The sequence below is a fragment of the Prauserella isguenensis genome (assembly GCF_014191605.1).
GTDB lineage: Bacteria > Actinomycetota > Actinomycetes > Mycobacteriales > Pseudonocardiaceae > Prauserella > Prauserella isguenensis.
The window spans coordinates 478,696-493,647 of sequence record NZ_JACHWU010000001.1; the positions used below are offsets into that span (position 1 = coordinate 478,696).

A 14,952-nucleotide genomic window follows, 5' to 3' on the forward strand; every position below is an offset into this window, starting at 1 on the left:
CATGGGCGCCCTCCCCGAAGGCGCGGTCGCCGCCGTCGTCGTCACTCGCAACCGCCGCGAGCTGCTGGCGGAGTCGCTGAAGGTCGTCGAATCGCAGACGCGGCCCGTCGACCACCTGATCGTCGTCGACAACGGCCCCGATGAGGAGTCGGCGCGCGACGTCGTGGAGGCGTACTCGCGGCCCGTCACGTACCTGCCGTCGTATCGCAACCTCGGCGGCGCCGGCGGGTTCGCGCTGGGCATGCTGCACGCGCTGGCGCTCGGCGCCGAGTGGGTGTGGCTCGCCGACGACGACGGCAGGCCCGCCGACGAGCACGTCCTGGAGACGCTGCTCGGCGAGGCGGAGCGGCGAGAGCTCGCCGAGGTGTCGCCGATGGTCGTCAACATCGACGAGCCCGAGAAGCTGGCGTTCCCGTTGCGGCGCGGGCTGACGTGGAAACGCACGTCAGCCGAGCTCGGCGAGGACTTCCTGCCCGGTATCGCTTCGCTGATGAACGGTGCACTGTTCCGCGCTTCGACGCTCGAGGTGACCGGGGTGCCCGACCTGCGGTTGTTCTTCCGCGGTGACGAGGTGGAGCTGCACCGGCGGCTCGCGCGGTCGGGGCTGCCGTTCGGCACCTCGCTGCGTGCGGCGTACCTGCATCCGAACGGGTCGGACGAGTTCAAGCCCATGCTCGGGGGCCGGTTCCACGCCCAGGACCCCGAGAACGAGGTCAAGCGCTACTACACGTACCGCAACCGGGGGTTCCTGCTGTCGCAGCCGGGGATGCGCAAGATCGGCGCCCTGGAGATCGCCCGGTTCGGCCTGTACTTCGTGGGTGTGAAACGCGATCCGAAGGCGTTCGTCGAGTGGCTACGCCTCGTCCGCCAGGGCCGCAGGGAACACTTCTACCGCTACTGACCCGCGCACCCTCTCGCCGGGGCAATCCTCCGCGCGTAGCACCGTCGGTCACCACTCGGCGAAACCGCCGTCCTCGTGGCGCCAGATCGGGGAGCGCCACCGATGCCCGGTCTCCGCGGCCTTCGCGACGGCGGCCTCGTCGATCTCAACACCCAGGCCCGGCGCGGTCGGCCGCTGGACGTAGCCGTCGGCGAACGCGAACACCGCTGGGTCGGCCAGGTAGTCCAACAGGTCCGAACCTTGGTTGTAGTGAATACCCAGGCTCGTCTCCTGGATGAGCGCGTTCGGGCTGGCGAAGTCGACTTGCAGGCTGGCCGCGAGTGACACCGGGCCGAGCGGGCAATGCGGTGCGAGCGCGACGCCGTAGGCCTCGGCGAACGCCGCGATCCGCCGGCATTCGGAGATGCCGCCCGCGTGCGACAGGTCCGGCTGAACCACGGCGACGCCCTGCGGCAGAACGTCACGGAAGTCCCACCGCGAGAACAGCCGCTCACCCGTGGCGATGGGGATGGTCGTCGACGCGCAGATCTTTCCGATGTCCGCCGACAGCTCCGGCACCACCGGTTCCTCGACGAACATGGGCTGCAACGGTTCCAGTTCACGGCACAGTACCCGCGCCACGGCCGGCGAGATCCGGCCGTGGAAGTCGACGGCGACGTCGCGGTCCGGGCCCATGACCTCGCGCACCGCTGCGACGCGGTCGACGGCTGCCTGGATCTGCGCGGTCGTCTCCAGCGGCCGCATCCGCCCGGTGGCGTTCATCTTCACCGCGGTCAGACCGGCCTCGACCTGCCTGGCGGCCTCCTCACCGACCTCGGTGGGCTCGTCGCCGCCGATCCAGCAGTAGATCCGCATCGTGTCCCGCACCGCCCCGCCCAGCAGCTCGTGCACCGGCACACCGAGCGACTTGCCGCGGATGTCCCACAACGCCTGGTCGATGCCGGCCACCGCGCTGGACAGGATCGGTCCGCCCCGGTAGAAGCCGCCCTTCGTCAGCACCTGCCAGTGATCCTCGATGCGCGTGGGGTCGGCGCCGATCAGGTAGTCCGACATCTCGTCGACCGCTGCCGCGACGGTGTGCGCGCGGCCCTCGACGACCGGTTCTCCCCAGCCGACGATGCCGTCATCGGTCTCCACTCGGAGGAACAGCCAGCGAGGCTCGATCAGGTACGTCTTGATGCTGGTGATCTTCACGGGCGACTTCTCCTGTTCGGTACTGGGTAAGGGCGGCCGGGTCAGCCGCGGTGGCCGAGGTCCGCGGCGATGGCCGTCGCCGCGGTGGCGAGCCGGGGAACCAGCCCGCGGAGCGCGTCGACGTCGGGGGACGCCTGGATCGTGGTAACCGAGACGGCCGCGTCGACGCCGGACGACTGGGGCACGGGGATACCGATGCAGTGCACGAGAGGTTCGAACTCGCCCAGGTCGGTGGCGTAGCCGCGGTCGGCGGTCACGCGCAGCTCGGCGAGGAGCGCCTCGCGGGTGGTGATGGTCTCGTCGGTGTGCTGTTCGAACCCGCACCGGGCGATCAGCCGGTCCCGCAGCTCGGGCTCGAGGCGGGCGAGGATCGCCTTGCTCACCGACGACGTGTGCAGCGGCACGGCACGCCCGACGCGCGACCACATCCGCATCGTCGCCGGGTGTTCGATCTTGTCGACGTAGACGATCGCATCGTCGATGAGCTGCGCCAGGTGCACCGTCGCGCCGACGTCCTCGGCCAGTTCCAGCAGGTGGCCGTGCGCCGCGCCGTGCAGATCCACGTTGTCGAGCGCCTGCTGGCCGAGCTCGGCGAGCCGCAGGCCGAGGCGGTACTTCCCGTCACCGCCGCGTGCGATCAGCCCGTCGGCGAGCAGCGGCTGAATCATGCGCAACGCCGTGGACGAGTGCACACCCACGGCATCGGCGAGCGCTGACAGCGACCGCGGACCGTCGGCCAGCTGGTGCAGCACGAGCACTGCCTTGGCAACGGTTGTCGACATCTCACTCCTTGACCTTCGACGGCGCAGCGTACAGACTGATGCAGAATTTACAAAGGGTTTGCAAATATTGCAACTTACCCACGGACTCACCGAAGGTATGACGATGCGCTCGACGAACACTCCGCAGGACGGGGCCTCCGAAAGCAGTGCTGCCGGCAGCACGCCCGAAAGCGGGACTCTGCTCGGCGAGGCCCTGCGGAGCACGCGGGTCGTCGCGATCCTCCGCGGACGCTCCGGTGACCACATCGACGCGGTCGTGGACACGCTCGTCGACGCCGGCGTGCGCTGTCTGGAGATCACGATGAACACCCCCGGCGCGCTCGACGCCGTCCGCGGCGCCGCGCAGCGACACGGCACGTCCGCCACGGTGGGCGTGGGCACGGTGCGCACGCCCGAGCAAGTGGATCGTGCCGCCGAGGCAGGCGCGCGGTTCGTCGTCGCACCCGACACCGACTCCGACGTGGCGGCCCGGGTGCACGCACGCGGCCTCGGCTACTTTCCCGGTGCGTTCACCGCAAGCGAGGTCACCACCGCCGCGAAACTCGGCGCGACGGCCGTCAAGATCTTCCCCGCGAGCCTGGGCGGTCCCGGCTACATCCGCGAACTCCGTGCCCCGCTCGACGACATCGACCTGCTGCCCACCGGCGGGGTGACGCTGGATCTCGTGCGCCCGTACCTCGACGCCGGGGCGTGCGGACTCGGCATCGGCAGTCCGCTGCTGGGCGACGCCCTCGACGGCGGCGACCTGGGCGAGCTGCGCAGGCGCGCCCACGCATTCCTGGCCGAAACCGGGGCCGCCGCATGAGCGGGCTCGTCACCCTCGGCGAGGCGATGGCCGTGCTCACGTCGCCCATCGTCGGACCGCTGCGGCATGCGCCGAACCTGACCCTCGGCGTCGCCGGCGCCGAAGCGACCGTCGCGATCGGCGTGGCCCGCCTCGGAGGCCAGGCCACGTGGATCGGGCGCGTCGGCGACGACGAGTTCGGCAGGCTCATCCGGATGACCCTCGCCGGTCAGCAACTGCCCGCCGAGCACGTGCTGACCGACGAACACGCGCCGACCGCGCTCATGGTCAAGGAGCGGCGGACCGGAACGCGGACTCGCGTCTCCTACTACCGCACCGGCTCCGCAGGGTCCCGACTGCGACCGGCCGACGTCGACGAGACCGCGGTCCAGCGGGCCGGCGCACTCCACCTGACCGGCATCACGCCCGCACTGAGCGAGTCCGCCCGCGACGCCGCGTTCGCCGCGACCGAGTCGGCCCGCGCCGCCGGCGTGCCGATCTCCTTCGACCTCAACTACCGCCGCGCACTGTGGACCCCCGACGAGGCCACCGCGGCACTGCACCCGCTGGCATCGGCAGCCACCGTATTGTTCGCCACCGAGGACGAGGCGCGACTGCTCGTCGACGGTTCCGACCCGGCACAGCTCGCCCACGCCCTGGCCGCACTCGGACCGCGCGAGGTCGTCATCAAACGCGGCGGGGACGGGGCGGTGGCCCTGACCGATGGGGAGATCGTCACGGTTCCGCCGCGGCCCACCACCGTCGTCGACCCGGTGGGCGCGGGCGATTCCTTCGCCGCCGCATACCTGGCCGCCCGGCTCCGCGGCGATCCCGTACGGCAGCGACTGGACGACGCGGCCGCGGCCGGAGCACTGACCGTCGCGGTCAGAGGCGATTGGGAAGGCCTCCCCGACCGCAGTGAGCTCGCCGCCGACACCAGCGACGTCACCCGCTGACAGACCGCGCCGACCTGCGCGCCCGAGTCCGGGCAGCACAGCCGAACGGGGCCACCGAACCCGTTACCACCCACAGCGCAATCACCGAACCCCGGGCACAAGAATTCACTCAGTGTTGAGAAAAGGAAACCGATGGAAGAGATAACGCCGGCCTACGGAGTGGGCCCGCTGCTGGCGATCGCAGCCGGTGCCGTCGCACTGCTGCTGTTGCTGATCATCAAGTTCCGGGTGCACGCACTCATCGCACTCGTACTGGTCAGCGTGCTGACCGCGGTAAGCACGCGGATCCCACTCGACGAGCTCGTCGACACGTTGATGGGCGGTTTCGGTACCACCCTTGCCGAAGTCGGCCTGCTCGTCGGCCTCGGCGCGATGATCGGCCGCCTGCTGGAAGTCACGGGAGGCGCGGACGTCCTGGCCAATTCGCTGGTCAACCGGTTCGGCGCGAAACGGGCCCCGCTGGCTCTCGGCGTCGCCGCCCTGTTCTTCGGGTTCCCGATCTTCCTCGATGCCGCGTTCGTGGTGTTCGTCCCGATCATCTTCAGCGTCGCCACGCGCTTCGGCGGTTCGGTGCTGCTCTACGCGCTGCCGCCGCTCGGTGCGTTCGCCGTGATGCACGCCTTCGTCCCGCCGCATCCCGGCCCGGTCTCGGCCGCCGAGTTCCTCGATGCCGACATGGGCCTCGTGCTGCTCGTCGGCCTGGCGATCGCGGTGCCGACCTGGTACCTCGCGGGCTACGTCGGCGGCAAGATGATCGGACGCCGCGTGGACCTGGCCGTGCCGGCCCTCTCCCTCGCCGGTGCGTCAGGAACCAACTCCGGCACCGGCGACTCGGCTGATGGAGACACAGCGACCGGGGATTTGCCCTACCCCAGGTTCCGCACGGTCATCGCGATCCTCCTGCTGCCGATGGTGTTGATCTTCCTCGACACCGGCCTGAACACCCTCGGCACCGCAGGCGTCGTCGACGCCGACGCGACCTGGGTGCAGGCACTGCGGGTACTCGGCGCAACCCCGATCGCACTGCTCGTCACGGCCCTCGTCAGCCTGGTGGTGCTCGGCCGCGGCCGTTCCCGCGCCTCGGTGGAAAACATCGTCAACGGAGCGCTGGCGCCTGTCTGCGCGATCATCCTGATCACCGGCGCGGGTGGCATGTTCGGTGAGGTGCTCTACGTCAGCGGCATCGGCCAGGCGCTGGCCGAAACCCTGAAGGACCTCGGCATTCCCCTCATCCTCGCGGCGTTCCTGATCTCCACCGGACTGCGCGTGGCCCAGGGTTCAGCCACGGTCGCACTCACCACCACAGCCGGCCTCATCGCGCCGACCCTCGCCGCGACCGAAGGCGTGACACCGTTGTACCGCGCCCTGCTGGTGATCACGCTCGCCTGTGGCGCCACCGTGCTCTCGCACGTCAACGACTCCGGGTTCTGGCTCGTCGGCCGCTACCTGGGCATGGACGTCAAGACCACACTCAAGACGTGGACGGTGCTGGAGACATTGATCGGCGTCATCGGATTCGGTTTCGTGCTGGTGCTGAGCATCTTCGCTTAGCACCGCCGCGCAGCCGGACCGCGACGCGTAGCCCGGCGGTGCGACCCGCACCGCCGGGCTACGCCGCTACAAATACGGTTCGAGCTGGGTGTAGAGCTGGGAGACGATGCGGGCGTTGTCGGCAGGTGCGTACGTGGCCCATTTCTGGCCGTCCTCGGCGGCGCGTTGGGTGCCGAGATGCCTGCCGTCCTCGTTGTCGAACCACATGACGGGGTCGAGCTTGACCGGCCTGCCGCCGTCGCCGGGGACGAAGGCGGTGATGAACCCGACGCGGTCCATCGTCTTCTCGAACATGCGGGCCACGGCGCGTTCCTGTGACGCCGTCTGCGACGACCGGGGCGCCTGGACTCCGCCGAACGGATCGTATCCGTCCGCGGACCGTGGTTTGCGCGCGGCGGGCACCGGCACGGTGATCGACTGGCCGGGCGCAGGTTTCGTCAGCGGCAACAGGTCCACCAGCTCCGCGACGAAGTTCGTGGGCCGCACTTCGGTGAACGTCAGCATGTTGCCGTCCTGGCGCACCAGGACGGCGAACTGGCCGTCGGAGACCGCACGCGCATAGATCTCCTGGTCGTCGGCGAGTCGACCCGCCAACGCCACGATCAGCGGTGCGCGCATGAACGCCTCGAACGCGGTCTCGGCGTCCGGTTCGAACCTGCCGCCACGAGCCAGGCCGCGGGTTTCGAGGTCGCGGTACACGGCCTCACGCACCTGGTTGCGCTGGGTGTGCGTCGTGCCCATGTGCGGGATCTCGAACGGGAACGGCGACCTTCCGAGCTTGTACTGCTCGAGCAGGATGTCCACTGCCACCAGCGACAGTGAGAACGATCGCGCCATCTCTCCCCCGGTTCTGCTCCGCCTGCGGCCAGCACGTTAGCAGCCCGCCGCGCCGGGCGGAGCCACTCCTGAGGAAGCGGTGACCCGCGCCGATCCGCTGTGGGCGAACCGTCTTGCCGATACGGGTCGGAGGTGGCCAGGGTGGGGTATGGCCGAAACCAAGCCCGCGCTCGTGCTGCACCTCGTCAGCGGCGGCGAACCACTGGTTTTCCCGCTGCACGCCGACGTCGTCGACGAGGTGGCAAGCCAGGTGAACCTGTACCTCGATCACGGGTCGGTGCAGAGCATCCGCGACGCCGACGACCGCACCGTGCACGTCAACTTCGCCCACGTGGCCGCCGCGTACGTCGACGACCTTCAGCGTTCCGGCAAGGTGTTCGGCATGCGGTGACGGCGAGCCCGCGGTGACCCCGCGGATACCGGACGGCGCATGCCGAACACCCGCGGGGATCAGAGCTCGTAGAGGCGCTTCCAGTTCTCGCGGCTGGTCAGCTCCGGCATGGCGCGCTTGTACTGCGCCTGCACGGCCTGCCCCTCCTTGCGGAGACGGCTGACTACCTGGACGGCCCGCTTGCCGAGGTCGACCATGCGGTCCTTGTCGTAGGACCGCACGCGCACGCCCTCCTGCGAGGCGTCGGTGACGACGGCCGTCTTGAACAGCGCGACGTGCCACCAGTGGGCCTCGTCGGCCGGGATGGCGCCCATGGCGAACCGGTGCTTGCCGAGTGCACGGTTGAGGATGCGCTTGACCAGCACCGCACGCTGCATGCTCGGCCGCGGCGCGGTGTTGTTGATGACGATGTCGTTCGACGGGATGCCGGGCACGTTCGTCGGGTCGTGCCGCTTCGTCTCCGGGTACTGGGCGCGGATCTCCCGGATCTCCTTCATCGCGGCGACCCCGCCGTCGTGCAGGATCTCCGGGCCTTCGAGGAAGTCCTCGACGGCCTTGATCAACGTTGCCGTGAGGCCGTACTGCATGCCGAGCAGGTAACGCATCACCTGCGCCATCAGCACCCGCGAGAGCAGGTTGAGGTCGAACGGACTGTGCAGCGCCGCCGTGATGATGGAGTTACGCAGGTTGAAGTAGCGGTGCCACTCGTCCCAGTCCTTCCAGTGGAAGTCGGCGTGCCACACGCCCGCACCGGGCAACGTCACCGTGGGGAACCCGGCGGCGCGGGCACGGTAGCTGTACTCGGCGTCGTCCCACTGGAAGAAGAACGGCATCGGGTAGCCGATCTTCTGCACGATCTCGGACGGGATCAGGCACGACCACCAACCGTTGTAGCCCGCGTCGAGCCGGCGTTCCTGACGGGTCGCCTTGCCCGTCTTCGGGTTGACGCCGAGCAGGTCGGCGGTCTCCGGGCTGTGCGGCACCGGCACACCGGGCTGCAGGGCGTTCAGCTGCGCGTACTCAGCGCCGACGTGCAGCTGGTTGGGGTGCAGCAGATTCAGCATCTGGCCGCCGACGATCATCGGATTGGCGGCCTTGTTGGAGAACGCGGTCAGCCGGATCACGATGTCCGGCTCGAGCAGCACGTCGTCGTCCATGAACAGTACGTTGGCGTGGTCGCCGGCGGCCTGCCCCGCCACTTCGTACAGGCCGCGGGTGAAACCGCCTGCACCACCGAGGTTGGGCTGCTTGACGTACCTGAGCTTGTCGCCCAGCGCGCCGGCGACCTCGGCGAACCCGTCCCGCGAGTCGACCGTGTCGGTGCCCTGGTCTGCGACGTAGATCGCGTCGAGCGTCTCCAGCGCGGGCAGCGAGTCGGCGAGGGTGCGCAGGTTCGACAGGCAGTCGTCCGCGCGGTTCATCGTGCAGATCGTGACCGCGGTCGGACGAACCGTCTCGGGGGCGTCGACGGTCCAGCGCACCGCCGAGACGGTGAGCCGCTCCATGGCGTCCGTCTCCAGGTCGAGCCACAGCCCGCCGCCGTCGACGAACTTGTCGAGCTTCGCCTCGAGCGTCACCGTGCGCTGCACGACGTCGGTCATGGACTCGGCGGCGACGGTGCGGGAGTCGCCCGCGACGTCCGAGGCACGCACCATCAGCGTTCCGGAGCCGCTCACGACGGCCTCGACGAACACCGACCGCACCGTCGTCCAGCGCTGCCAGTACGACGCGGGGAACCGGCCGAAGTACGTGTTGCCCGTGGCCTTGGCCGACGGCTCCAGCGTCACGGTCTCGCGGTCACGCGACGCGACACCCTCGACCACATCCAGGTACAGGTCCTTGCTGACGATCGCCGACGGGCCCTCGAACAGGCCGCGCTGAGCGAGCAGGCGCCCCGACGCCGGGGTGTGGGCCGTGAACAGCGCGCCGGCCGTCGACTCGGTCGTCACTGTTGCTTCACCGGACATGAGGGGCGTCCTCCAAGTAGTACAGGGCCACCGGATTTGCAGTTCGACGTGTTCACATTGCGGAATCGACACCTCACCGGTGTCACTCCAACGCGCGAACGCCAGTAAGGTACAGGCCGTCGCGCACCGGTCCGCACCAGGCTTCGTCAGCCGCGGGATTCACGGAACACGACCCATTTCAACATCACGAAATTGATCACCGTGGCGGTGCCCTGCGCGATGACCCACGCAGCCGCGACCCGCCACCGGAAGTCGTCGGACAGCATCGCGAGCATCAGGGCGTTCGTTCCGACGTTGACGAAGAACGTCGTGGTGTAGAGCGCAGCGAACCCGCCGATCTGACCGGCCCCGCCCTTTTGGGCGGCGGTAAACGTGAAGCGGCGGTTAAGGAAATAAGCGGTCGTGGTGCCCGCGATGAAACTGATCGCCTTCGCCAAATGCACCCACGTGCCGCCCTGCAGCAACAACCAGTACAGACCGGAGTCGACCAGCGCACAGAACCCGCCGATGAGAACGAACCGGGCGATCTGCGACACCAGTCCGGGCGATGCGGACTTCGCCACCTCGCCGGCGGGAGATTCCATCGTTGTCACCGCTGCACCTTTGTTCTGCGGACCTCTGCGGACCTGCTGTTCTGCCGACCCACTGTTCTACCGGCATGCGTTCTGCCTGCCTGCGTTCCGGCCGTGAGTTCTTACGGCCGCGCACCGTTTTCGGGCGCGTGGTTATCGAGTGTAGGGATCGGACATTGTGGCACCGGAGACAGGCTATATCTCGAGATGGTTACCCTGGCTCGAGTGAGCACACCCACTCCCGAACGGCACATCGAACGGCGCACCCTGGCCGGGTGGGGCAGGACGGCCCCGACCACGGCGAACGTGCTCGCCACGCCCGACGTCGAGGTGATCGCACGCGCGGTCGCGCAGGCGGGTGAGCGCGGAGTCATCGCGCGCGGCCTCGGCAGGTCGTACGGCGACCCGGCGCAGAACGCGGGCGGCCTCGTCGTCGACATGACCTCCCTGGACCGCATCCATTCGATCGACCCCGACAGCGCGATCGTCGACGTCGACGCGGGCGTCAGCCTCGACTCGCTGATGAAGGCCGCCCTGCCGTACGGCCTGTGGGTGCCGGTCCTGCCGGGCACGCGGCAGGTGACGATCGGCGGCGCGATCGCCAACGACATCCACGGCAAGAACCACCACAGCGCGGGCAGCTTCGGCAACCACGTCGTGTCGCTGGACCTGGTGACCGCCGACGGCCGCGTGCGCAGTCTCACCCCGGACGGTCCCGAGGCGGACCTGTTCTGGGCCACCGTCGCAGGCATCGGCCTGACCGGCATCATCGTGCGTGCCCGGATCAGGATGACGCGCACGGAGACGGCGTACTTCATCGTCGACAACGACCGCACCGACGACCTCGACGGCACGCTCGAGCTGATCAGCGACGGTTCCGACGAGAACTACACGTACTCGTCGGTCTGGTTCGACACGATCTCGAAGGGCCGCAAGCTCGGCCGGGGCGCGTTCGCGCGCGGGTCGCTGGCCACGCTGGACGACCTCCCGCCGAAGCTGCGCAGCGAACCGTTGAAGTTCTCGGCGCCGCAGCTGCTGACCGTGCCGGACGTCTTCCCGAACGGCCTGATGAACAAGCTGTCGCTGAGCGCGATCGGCGAGTTCTACTACCGGTCCACGCCGAAGGGGGGCCGCGGCGCGATCCAGAACATCACGGCCTTTTACCACATGCTCGACCTGGTCGGAGAGTGGAACCGCGGCTACGGCAGCAACGGTTTCCTGCAGTACCAGTTCAGCACGCCGCTCGGCGCGAACGAGGGCCTGCGTCGGATCGTCGAGAAGGTCGCGCACTCCGGGCACTACTCGGCGTTGAACGTGTTCAAGCGCATGGGCGAGGGCAACCCGGCGCCGTTGTCGTTCCCGCACCCGGGCTGGATGGTGTGCCTGGACTTCCCGATCAAGCCGGGCCTGGCGCAGCTGTGCAACGAGCTCGACCGGATGGTCCTCGAGCTGGGCGGACGTCTGTACACGGCGAAGGACTCGCGGACCACCGCCGAGACGTTCCACCGCATGTACCCGCGTATCGACGAGTGGAAGAAGATCCGCCACTCCGTCGACCCCTACGGCATCTTCATCTCCGACATGGCCAGGAGGCTGGAACTGTGATCGACGCGGTGGGAAACCCCCAGTCGCTGCTGCTTCTCGGCGGCACCTCGGACATCGCGCTGGCGATCGCCGAGAAGTACCTGGCCCAGCGGCCGCTGCGGGTCGTGCTGGCGGCCCGGCCGTCGCCCCGCCTCGAGGAGGCCGCCCAGCGCCTGCGCGGCGCGGGCGCCGAGGTCGAGACCGTCGACTTCGACGCCGCCGACACCGATTCGCATCCTCTGGTGATCGACAAGGCGTTCTCGAGCGGCGACATCGACGTGACCGTCGTGGCGTTCGGCCTGCTCGGCGACGCCGAGGAGGCGTGGCAGGACCACGCCCAGGCCGTCGAGATGGCGACCGTCAACTACACGGCTCCTGTGTCGGTCGGCGTGGCCCTGGCCGAGCGGCTCAAACAGCAGGGCCACGGCTCGGTGATCGCGCTGTCGTCGGTCGCCGGCGAACGGGTGCGCCGGTCCAACTTCGTCTACGGCTCCACGAAGGCCGGCTTCGACGGCTTCTACCTGGGCCTCGGTGAGGCGCTCGCGCCGTACGGCGTGCGGGTGACCGTGGTGCGCCCCGGCCAGGTGCGCACGAAGATGACCGAGGGCATGGACAAGGCCCCGCTGGAGCAGACGGCGGCATCGGTGGCCGACATCGCCGTCGACGCCGCACGCCGCGGCAAGGACCTCGTGTGGGCCCCGGGCACGTTCCGCTGGGTCATGTCGGCGCTGCGGCACGTGCCGCGCCCGATCTTCCGCAAACTTCCGATCTGACGACGGATCGCAGCGCTCGGCCGGACCGCAGCGCCTGACCGATCGCAGCGCTTGCAGCAGCGGCTCCGCCACCCGACCGGGGTGGCGGAGCCGCTGCTCTTCGTGGGGTGCGGTTATGTCGGGTGGGGCTTCTGGTCGGCGGGGGCGTGTCGCCTACTGCGTGACCCAGTAGCCGTAGCTGGTGTACTCCGGGTACGGGCTGAGCAGCGGTCGGACGGGTTCGAGGGTGATCTCGGCGTCCGGCCTCGTCACGAATTCGCCGGGGATGTCGAACGAGCGGGTGCGCCAGGCATCGCGGTTCGGGCCGAGGTCCCAGACGCCGACCGCGCGCCCGTCGACGCGCACGCGCACGAACTGTTCGATGCCGTTGACCATCACCCGGCTGGTCAGCTTCGTGTCCTCGCCGGGTTTCAGGTTGCCGATGCGGAACGTTTCGCCGCCGAGGATGTACCGGCTGCTGTCGATGATGCCTTCCTGCCGCCGCAGGTCCGTGTAGGGCTGCACGCCGGGCTGTTCCATCTGCGGCGCGTAGCCGTGGGCTTCTTCGGAGTCGAGCGATCCGATGTTCACGTGGTCCCGCACGTCCCCGCGGACCGGGGCGGCGTCGCCCGTGCCCGCGAGGCTCCAGTTGGCCTTGCGCACCTTCAGCTCGTCGAACGGGACGATGCTCCAGCCGGAGCTGTCGCGCGGCACGTTCAGTTCGAACGTCATCTCCGGGTCCGGTGCGAACACTCCGGTGTCGACGAACGAGTGCATCGCCGCGCCGGGCCACTGTTCGTACACGGCGAAGTAGTCGGGCCGCTCGCCCTCGGGCATGGTGCGCAGTTTCTCGTACAGCGCGCCGGGCCCGTGGTTGCTGGCTTCGGCGAACCCGTTCGTGGTCAGGCCGATCGTGTCGACGACCTTGCGGTCGCTGTAGTACGCGACCGCGCCGACGTCCTTGACGCCGACGACGGCGTCGGGCGGCAGGTTGCCGCGCAGCCACGCGGCGACGGATACGTTCGTGTCCCGGATCGTCGCGGACTCCCAGCCGAACCGCCACGCCCACTGCGGCAGCGCCATCAGCGAGAACAGCAGCGCGACCGCAGGCAGCAGGTGCAGTGCCGCCTGCCGGAACCGGCCGCGCGCGACGAGGCGTGACACGGCGTACAGACCGATGACCGTGCCGACGATGTAGATGGGCAGGAACGGCTGAAAGTACCGCAGCTCGTGGATCAGCGCCGTCGACAGCGTCGACACCGACAGCACGATGCCCGCGAACGCCACCGCCAGCGCCACGGCCAACGAGCGCCAACGGCGGTGTTTGACCAGCAGGTACGCCAGGCCGAGCACGAAAACGATCAGCATGCCGGGGAAGGCGTAGTTCTGGCCGGTCATGCCGTTGAAGAAGCCGACGGCGCCGCGCAGGTTCTCGGTGGCGCGCTGGACGAAGTCCCCGATGTAGAACGTGGGCCGGTCCGACATCAGCGACTTCGACTGCACGCCGTTGGCCGAGAACGTGCCGGTGGCGATCCAGTAGAACAGGTACTGGCCGATCGGGGCGACCAACGGCAGCAGCGCCCACAACGCCGCTCGGGGACGTCGCGTCTCTCCTGCGCGCCTGCCACCCAGCGTCGTCCACAGCATCGCGCCGGTCAGCGCGATCGCCAGCACCATGCCCTCCGGGCGCACGAGCGCGAGCAGCACTGCCACGACCGGGGTCCAGCGGAACCGGCCTTCGGGACGTTCCAGCACGAACAGGTACGTCGTGCCGACGGCGAGCAGGGCGGTGAGGCCGACCTCCATCCCGCTGGCAGCACCCCACATCAGCGGGCCGGACGCGGCCGTGAGCACGCCTGCCCACACACCGACCGCGCGTCCCACGAGCCGCCGGCCCAGGTGGTAGGTCAAGCCCGTGGCGAACGCGGTGCAGACGATGCCCGTGGTGACGGCGTAACCGAGCAGTCCGTTGGCGCTGAAACCGAGCAGCCATCCGACGGCCAGCACGAACGAGTACAGGATGCTGCTGGCGCCCGTGCTGATCGGGTCACCCGGGTTGAATCGGAACAGCTCACCGCTGCCGAGCTGCTTGCCGTACTGCAGGTGGATGTAGACGTCGTCGAGCGGGGCGATGAAGGTGCCCTGGTTCCATGCCAGGTCGACCACGACGAACACCACGGCGACGAGCGCCGCGACGGCGCCGAGCAACCACGCGAGCGGGTCCCGCCGGGACAGCACCCGCCGGAGCCGTCCCGCCCCGTTGCCCGCCGAGGCGCGGTCGGTCGAGGCCTCGACCTCCGTGTCGTCGCTGGTCGGGCCGCCGTCACTCTGCGCGGTCATGGATGCGTCCGCCTCGTGTGTCGTCGTCATCGCTCCTACCCGTTCGGCCAGGGACAAGCTACCGGGTCTGCGCGAAAACGAAACGCCTGCGTCAACGGATGCGCACCAGTGTGAAGTGGCCGACGCCTCTGGCGTCGGAATGCACGGTCCAGGTGTCCGGGTCCCGGTCCGGTGGCGTACAGCAGGCGGTACTCCGGTGTGCGCGGTTCGCGATCACGGTCGAACCACAGACAGTTCGCTTCGAGGAGCGCCGAACCGATGGGGCCTGACCCGGACACCGCAACGACCACCGCTGTGCGCTTGCGACCAGTCATGACTTACTTCCACTGTTCGGCGTAATC

The 14,952-nt window shown here is 69.1% G+C and carries 13 protein-coding genes; 7 read left to right on the plus strand and 6 right to left on the minus strand.

Annotated elements, in window-relative coordinates; translation table 11 throughout:
- The first annotated feature begins 1 nt into the window (after position 1).
- Positions 2–901: a galactofuranosyltransferase GlfT1 gene (gene glfT1, locus FHS23_RS02250; protein ID WP_183646973.1), complete on the plus strand. Its 900-nt coding sequence runs from the start codon at positions 2–4 to the stop codon at positions 899–901.
- Between the two features lie 48 nt (positions 902–949).
- Here glfT1 and dgoD read toward each other — a convergent pair whose 3' ends face one another.
- Positions 950–2,095 (minus strand): galactonate dehydratase, encoded by a 1,146-nt coding sequence (gene dgoD / locus FHS23_RS02255; protein ID WP_183646976.1) that lies wholly within the window; start codon positions 2,093–2,095, stop codon positions 950–952.
- 41 nt (positions 2,096–2,136) lie between these two features.
- Entirely contained in the window at positions 2,137–2,877 is a 741-nt protein-coding gene (locus tag FHS23_RS02260) for an IclR family transcriptional regulator (RefSeq protein WP_183646979.1), read from the minus strand.
- Between the two features lie 103 nt (positions 2,878–2,980).
- Here FHS23_RS02260 and FHS23_RS02265 point away from each other — a divergent pair, with 103 nt between their 5' ends.
- The 3 genes from FHS23_RS02265 to FHS23_RS02275 all read left to right on the plus strand — a co-directional run bounded on the left by FHS23_RS02265 (position 2,981) and on the right by FHS23_RS02275 (position 6,168).
- Positions 2,981–3,682, plus strand: a complete 702-nt coding sequence (locus FHS23_RS02265; protein ID WP_183646983.1) for a bifunctional 4-hydroxy-2-oxoglutarate aldolase/2-dehydro-3-deoxy-phosphogluconate aldolase — start codon at positions 2,981–2,983, stop codon at positions 3,680–3,682.
- Complete coding sequence (locus FHS23_RS02270) at positions 3,679–4,617, plus strand: sugar kinase (protein ID WP_183646987.1); 939 nt, start codon at positions 3,679–3,681, stop codon at positions 4,615–4,617. Before FHS23_RS02265 ends, FHS23_RS02270 begins: the two co-directional genes overlap by 4 nt.
- A gap of 132 nt (positions 4,618–4,749) precedes the next feature.
- Positions 4,750–6,168, plus strand: a complete 1,419-nt coding sequence (locus tag FHS23_RS02275) for a GntP family permease (RefSeq protein WP_183646990.1) — start codon at positions 4,750–4,752, stop codon at positions 6,166–6,168.
- Positions 6,169–6,234: 66 nt separating this feature from the next.
- On the opposite strand, the gene FHS23_RS02280 is transcribed toward FHS23_RS02275, so the two are convergent.
- Positions 6,235–7,005, minus strand: coding sequence for an ESX secretion-associated protein EspG (locus FHS23_RS02280; protein WP_183646993.1), 771 nt, complete (start codon positions 7,003–7,005; stop codon positions 6,235–6,237).
- A 148-nt stretch (positions 7,006–7,153) separates the two neighbouring features.
- Between FHS23_RS02280 and FHS23_RS02285 the strand changes: the two genes are divergently transcribed.
- On the plus strand, positions 7,154–7,396 hold the full coding sequence (locus FHS23_RS02285) for a hypothetical protein (RefSeq protein WP_183646996.1): 243 nt from the start codon (positions 7,154–7,156) through the stop codon (positions 7,394–7,396).
- 59 nt (positions 7,397–7,455) lie between these two features.
- On the opposite strand, the gene FHS23_RS02290 is transcribed toward FHS23_RS02285, so the two are convergent.
- Together FHS23_RS02290 and FHS23_RS02295 are read right to left on the minus strand one after the other, a co-directional pair.
- Positions 7,456–9,363 carry a glycosyltransferase gene (locus FHS23_RS02290; RefSeq protein ID WP_183646999.1) on the minus strand — a complete coding sequence of 636 codons (1,908 nt, stop codon included), beginning with the start codon at positions 9,361–9,363 and terminating at the stop codon, positions 7,456–7,458.
- A 146-nt stretch (positions 9,364–9,509) separates the two neighbouring features.
- Positions 9,510–9,947: a GtrA family protein gene (locus tag FHS23_RS02295; protein ID WP_183650636.1), complete on the minus strand. Its 438-nt coding sequence runs from the start codon at positions 9,945–9,947 to the stop codon at positions 9,510–9,512.
- A 195-nt stretch (positions 9,948–10,142) separates the two neighbouring features.
- Between FHS23_RS02295 and dprE1 the strand changes: the two genes are divergently transcribed.
- Positions 10,143–11,540 carry a decaprenylphosphoryl-beta-D-ribose oxidase gene (dprE1, locus tag FHS23_RS02300; protein ID WP_183647002.1) on the plus strand — a complete coding sequence of 466 codons (1,398 nt, stop codon included), beginning with the start codon at positions 10,143–10,145 and terminating at the stop codon, positions 11,538–11,540.
- Positions 11,537–12,292: a decaprenylphospho-beta-D-erythro-pentofuranosid-2-ulose 2-reductase gene (dprE2, locus tag FHS23_RS02305; protein WP_183647006.1), complete on the plus strand. Its 756-nt coding sequence runs from the start codon at positions 11,537–11,539 to the stop codon at positions 12,290–12,292. The genes dprE1 and dprE2 overlap by 4 nt, the downstream gene beginning before the upstream one ends.
- 153 nt (positions 12,293–12,445) lie before the next feature.
- Here the strand turns inward: dprE2 and FHS23_RS02310 are convergent, their stop codons facing one another.
- Positions 12,446–14,611, minus strand: coding sequence for an ArnT family glycosyltransferase (locus tag FHS23_RS02310; RefSeq protein WP_183647009.1), 2,166 nt, complete (start codon positions 14,609–14,611; stop codon positions 12,446–12,448).
- Between the last annotated feature and the right edge of the window lie 341 nt (positions 14,612–14,952).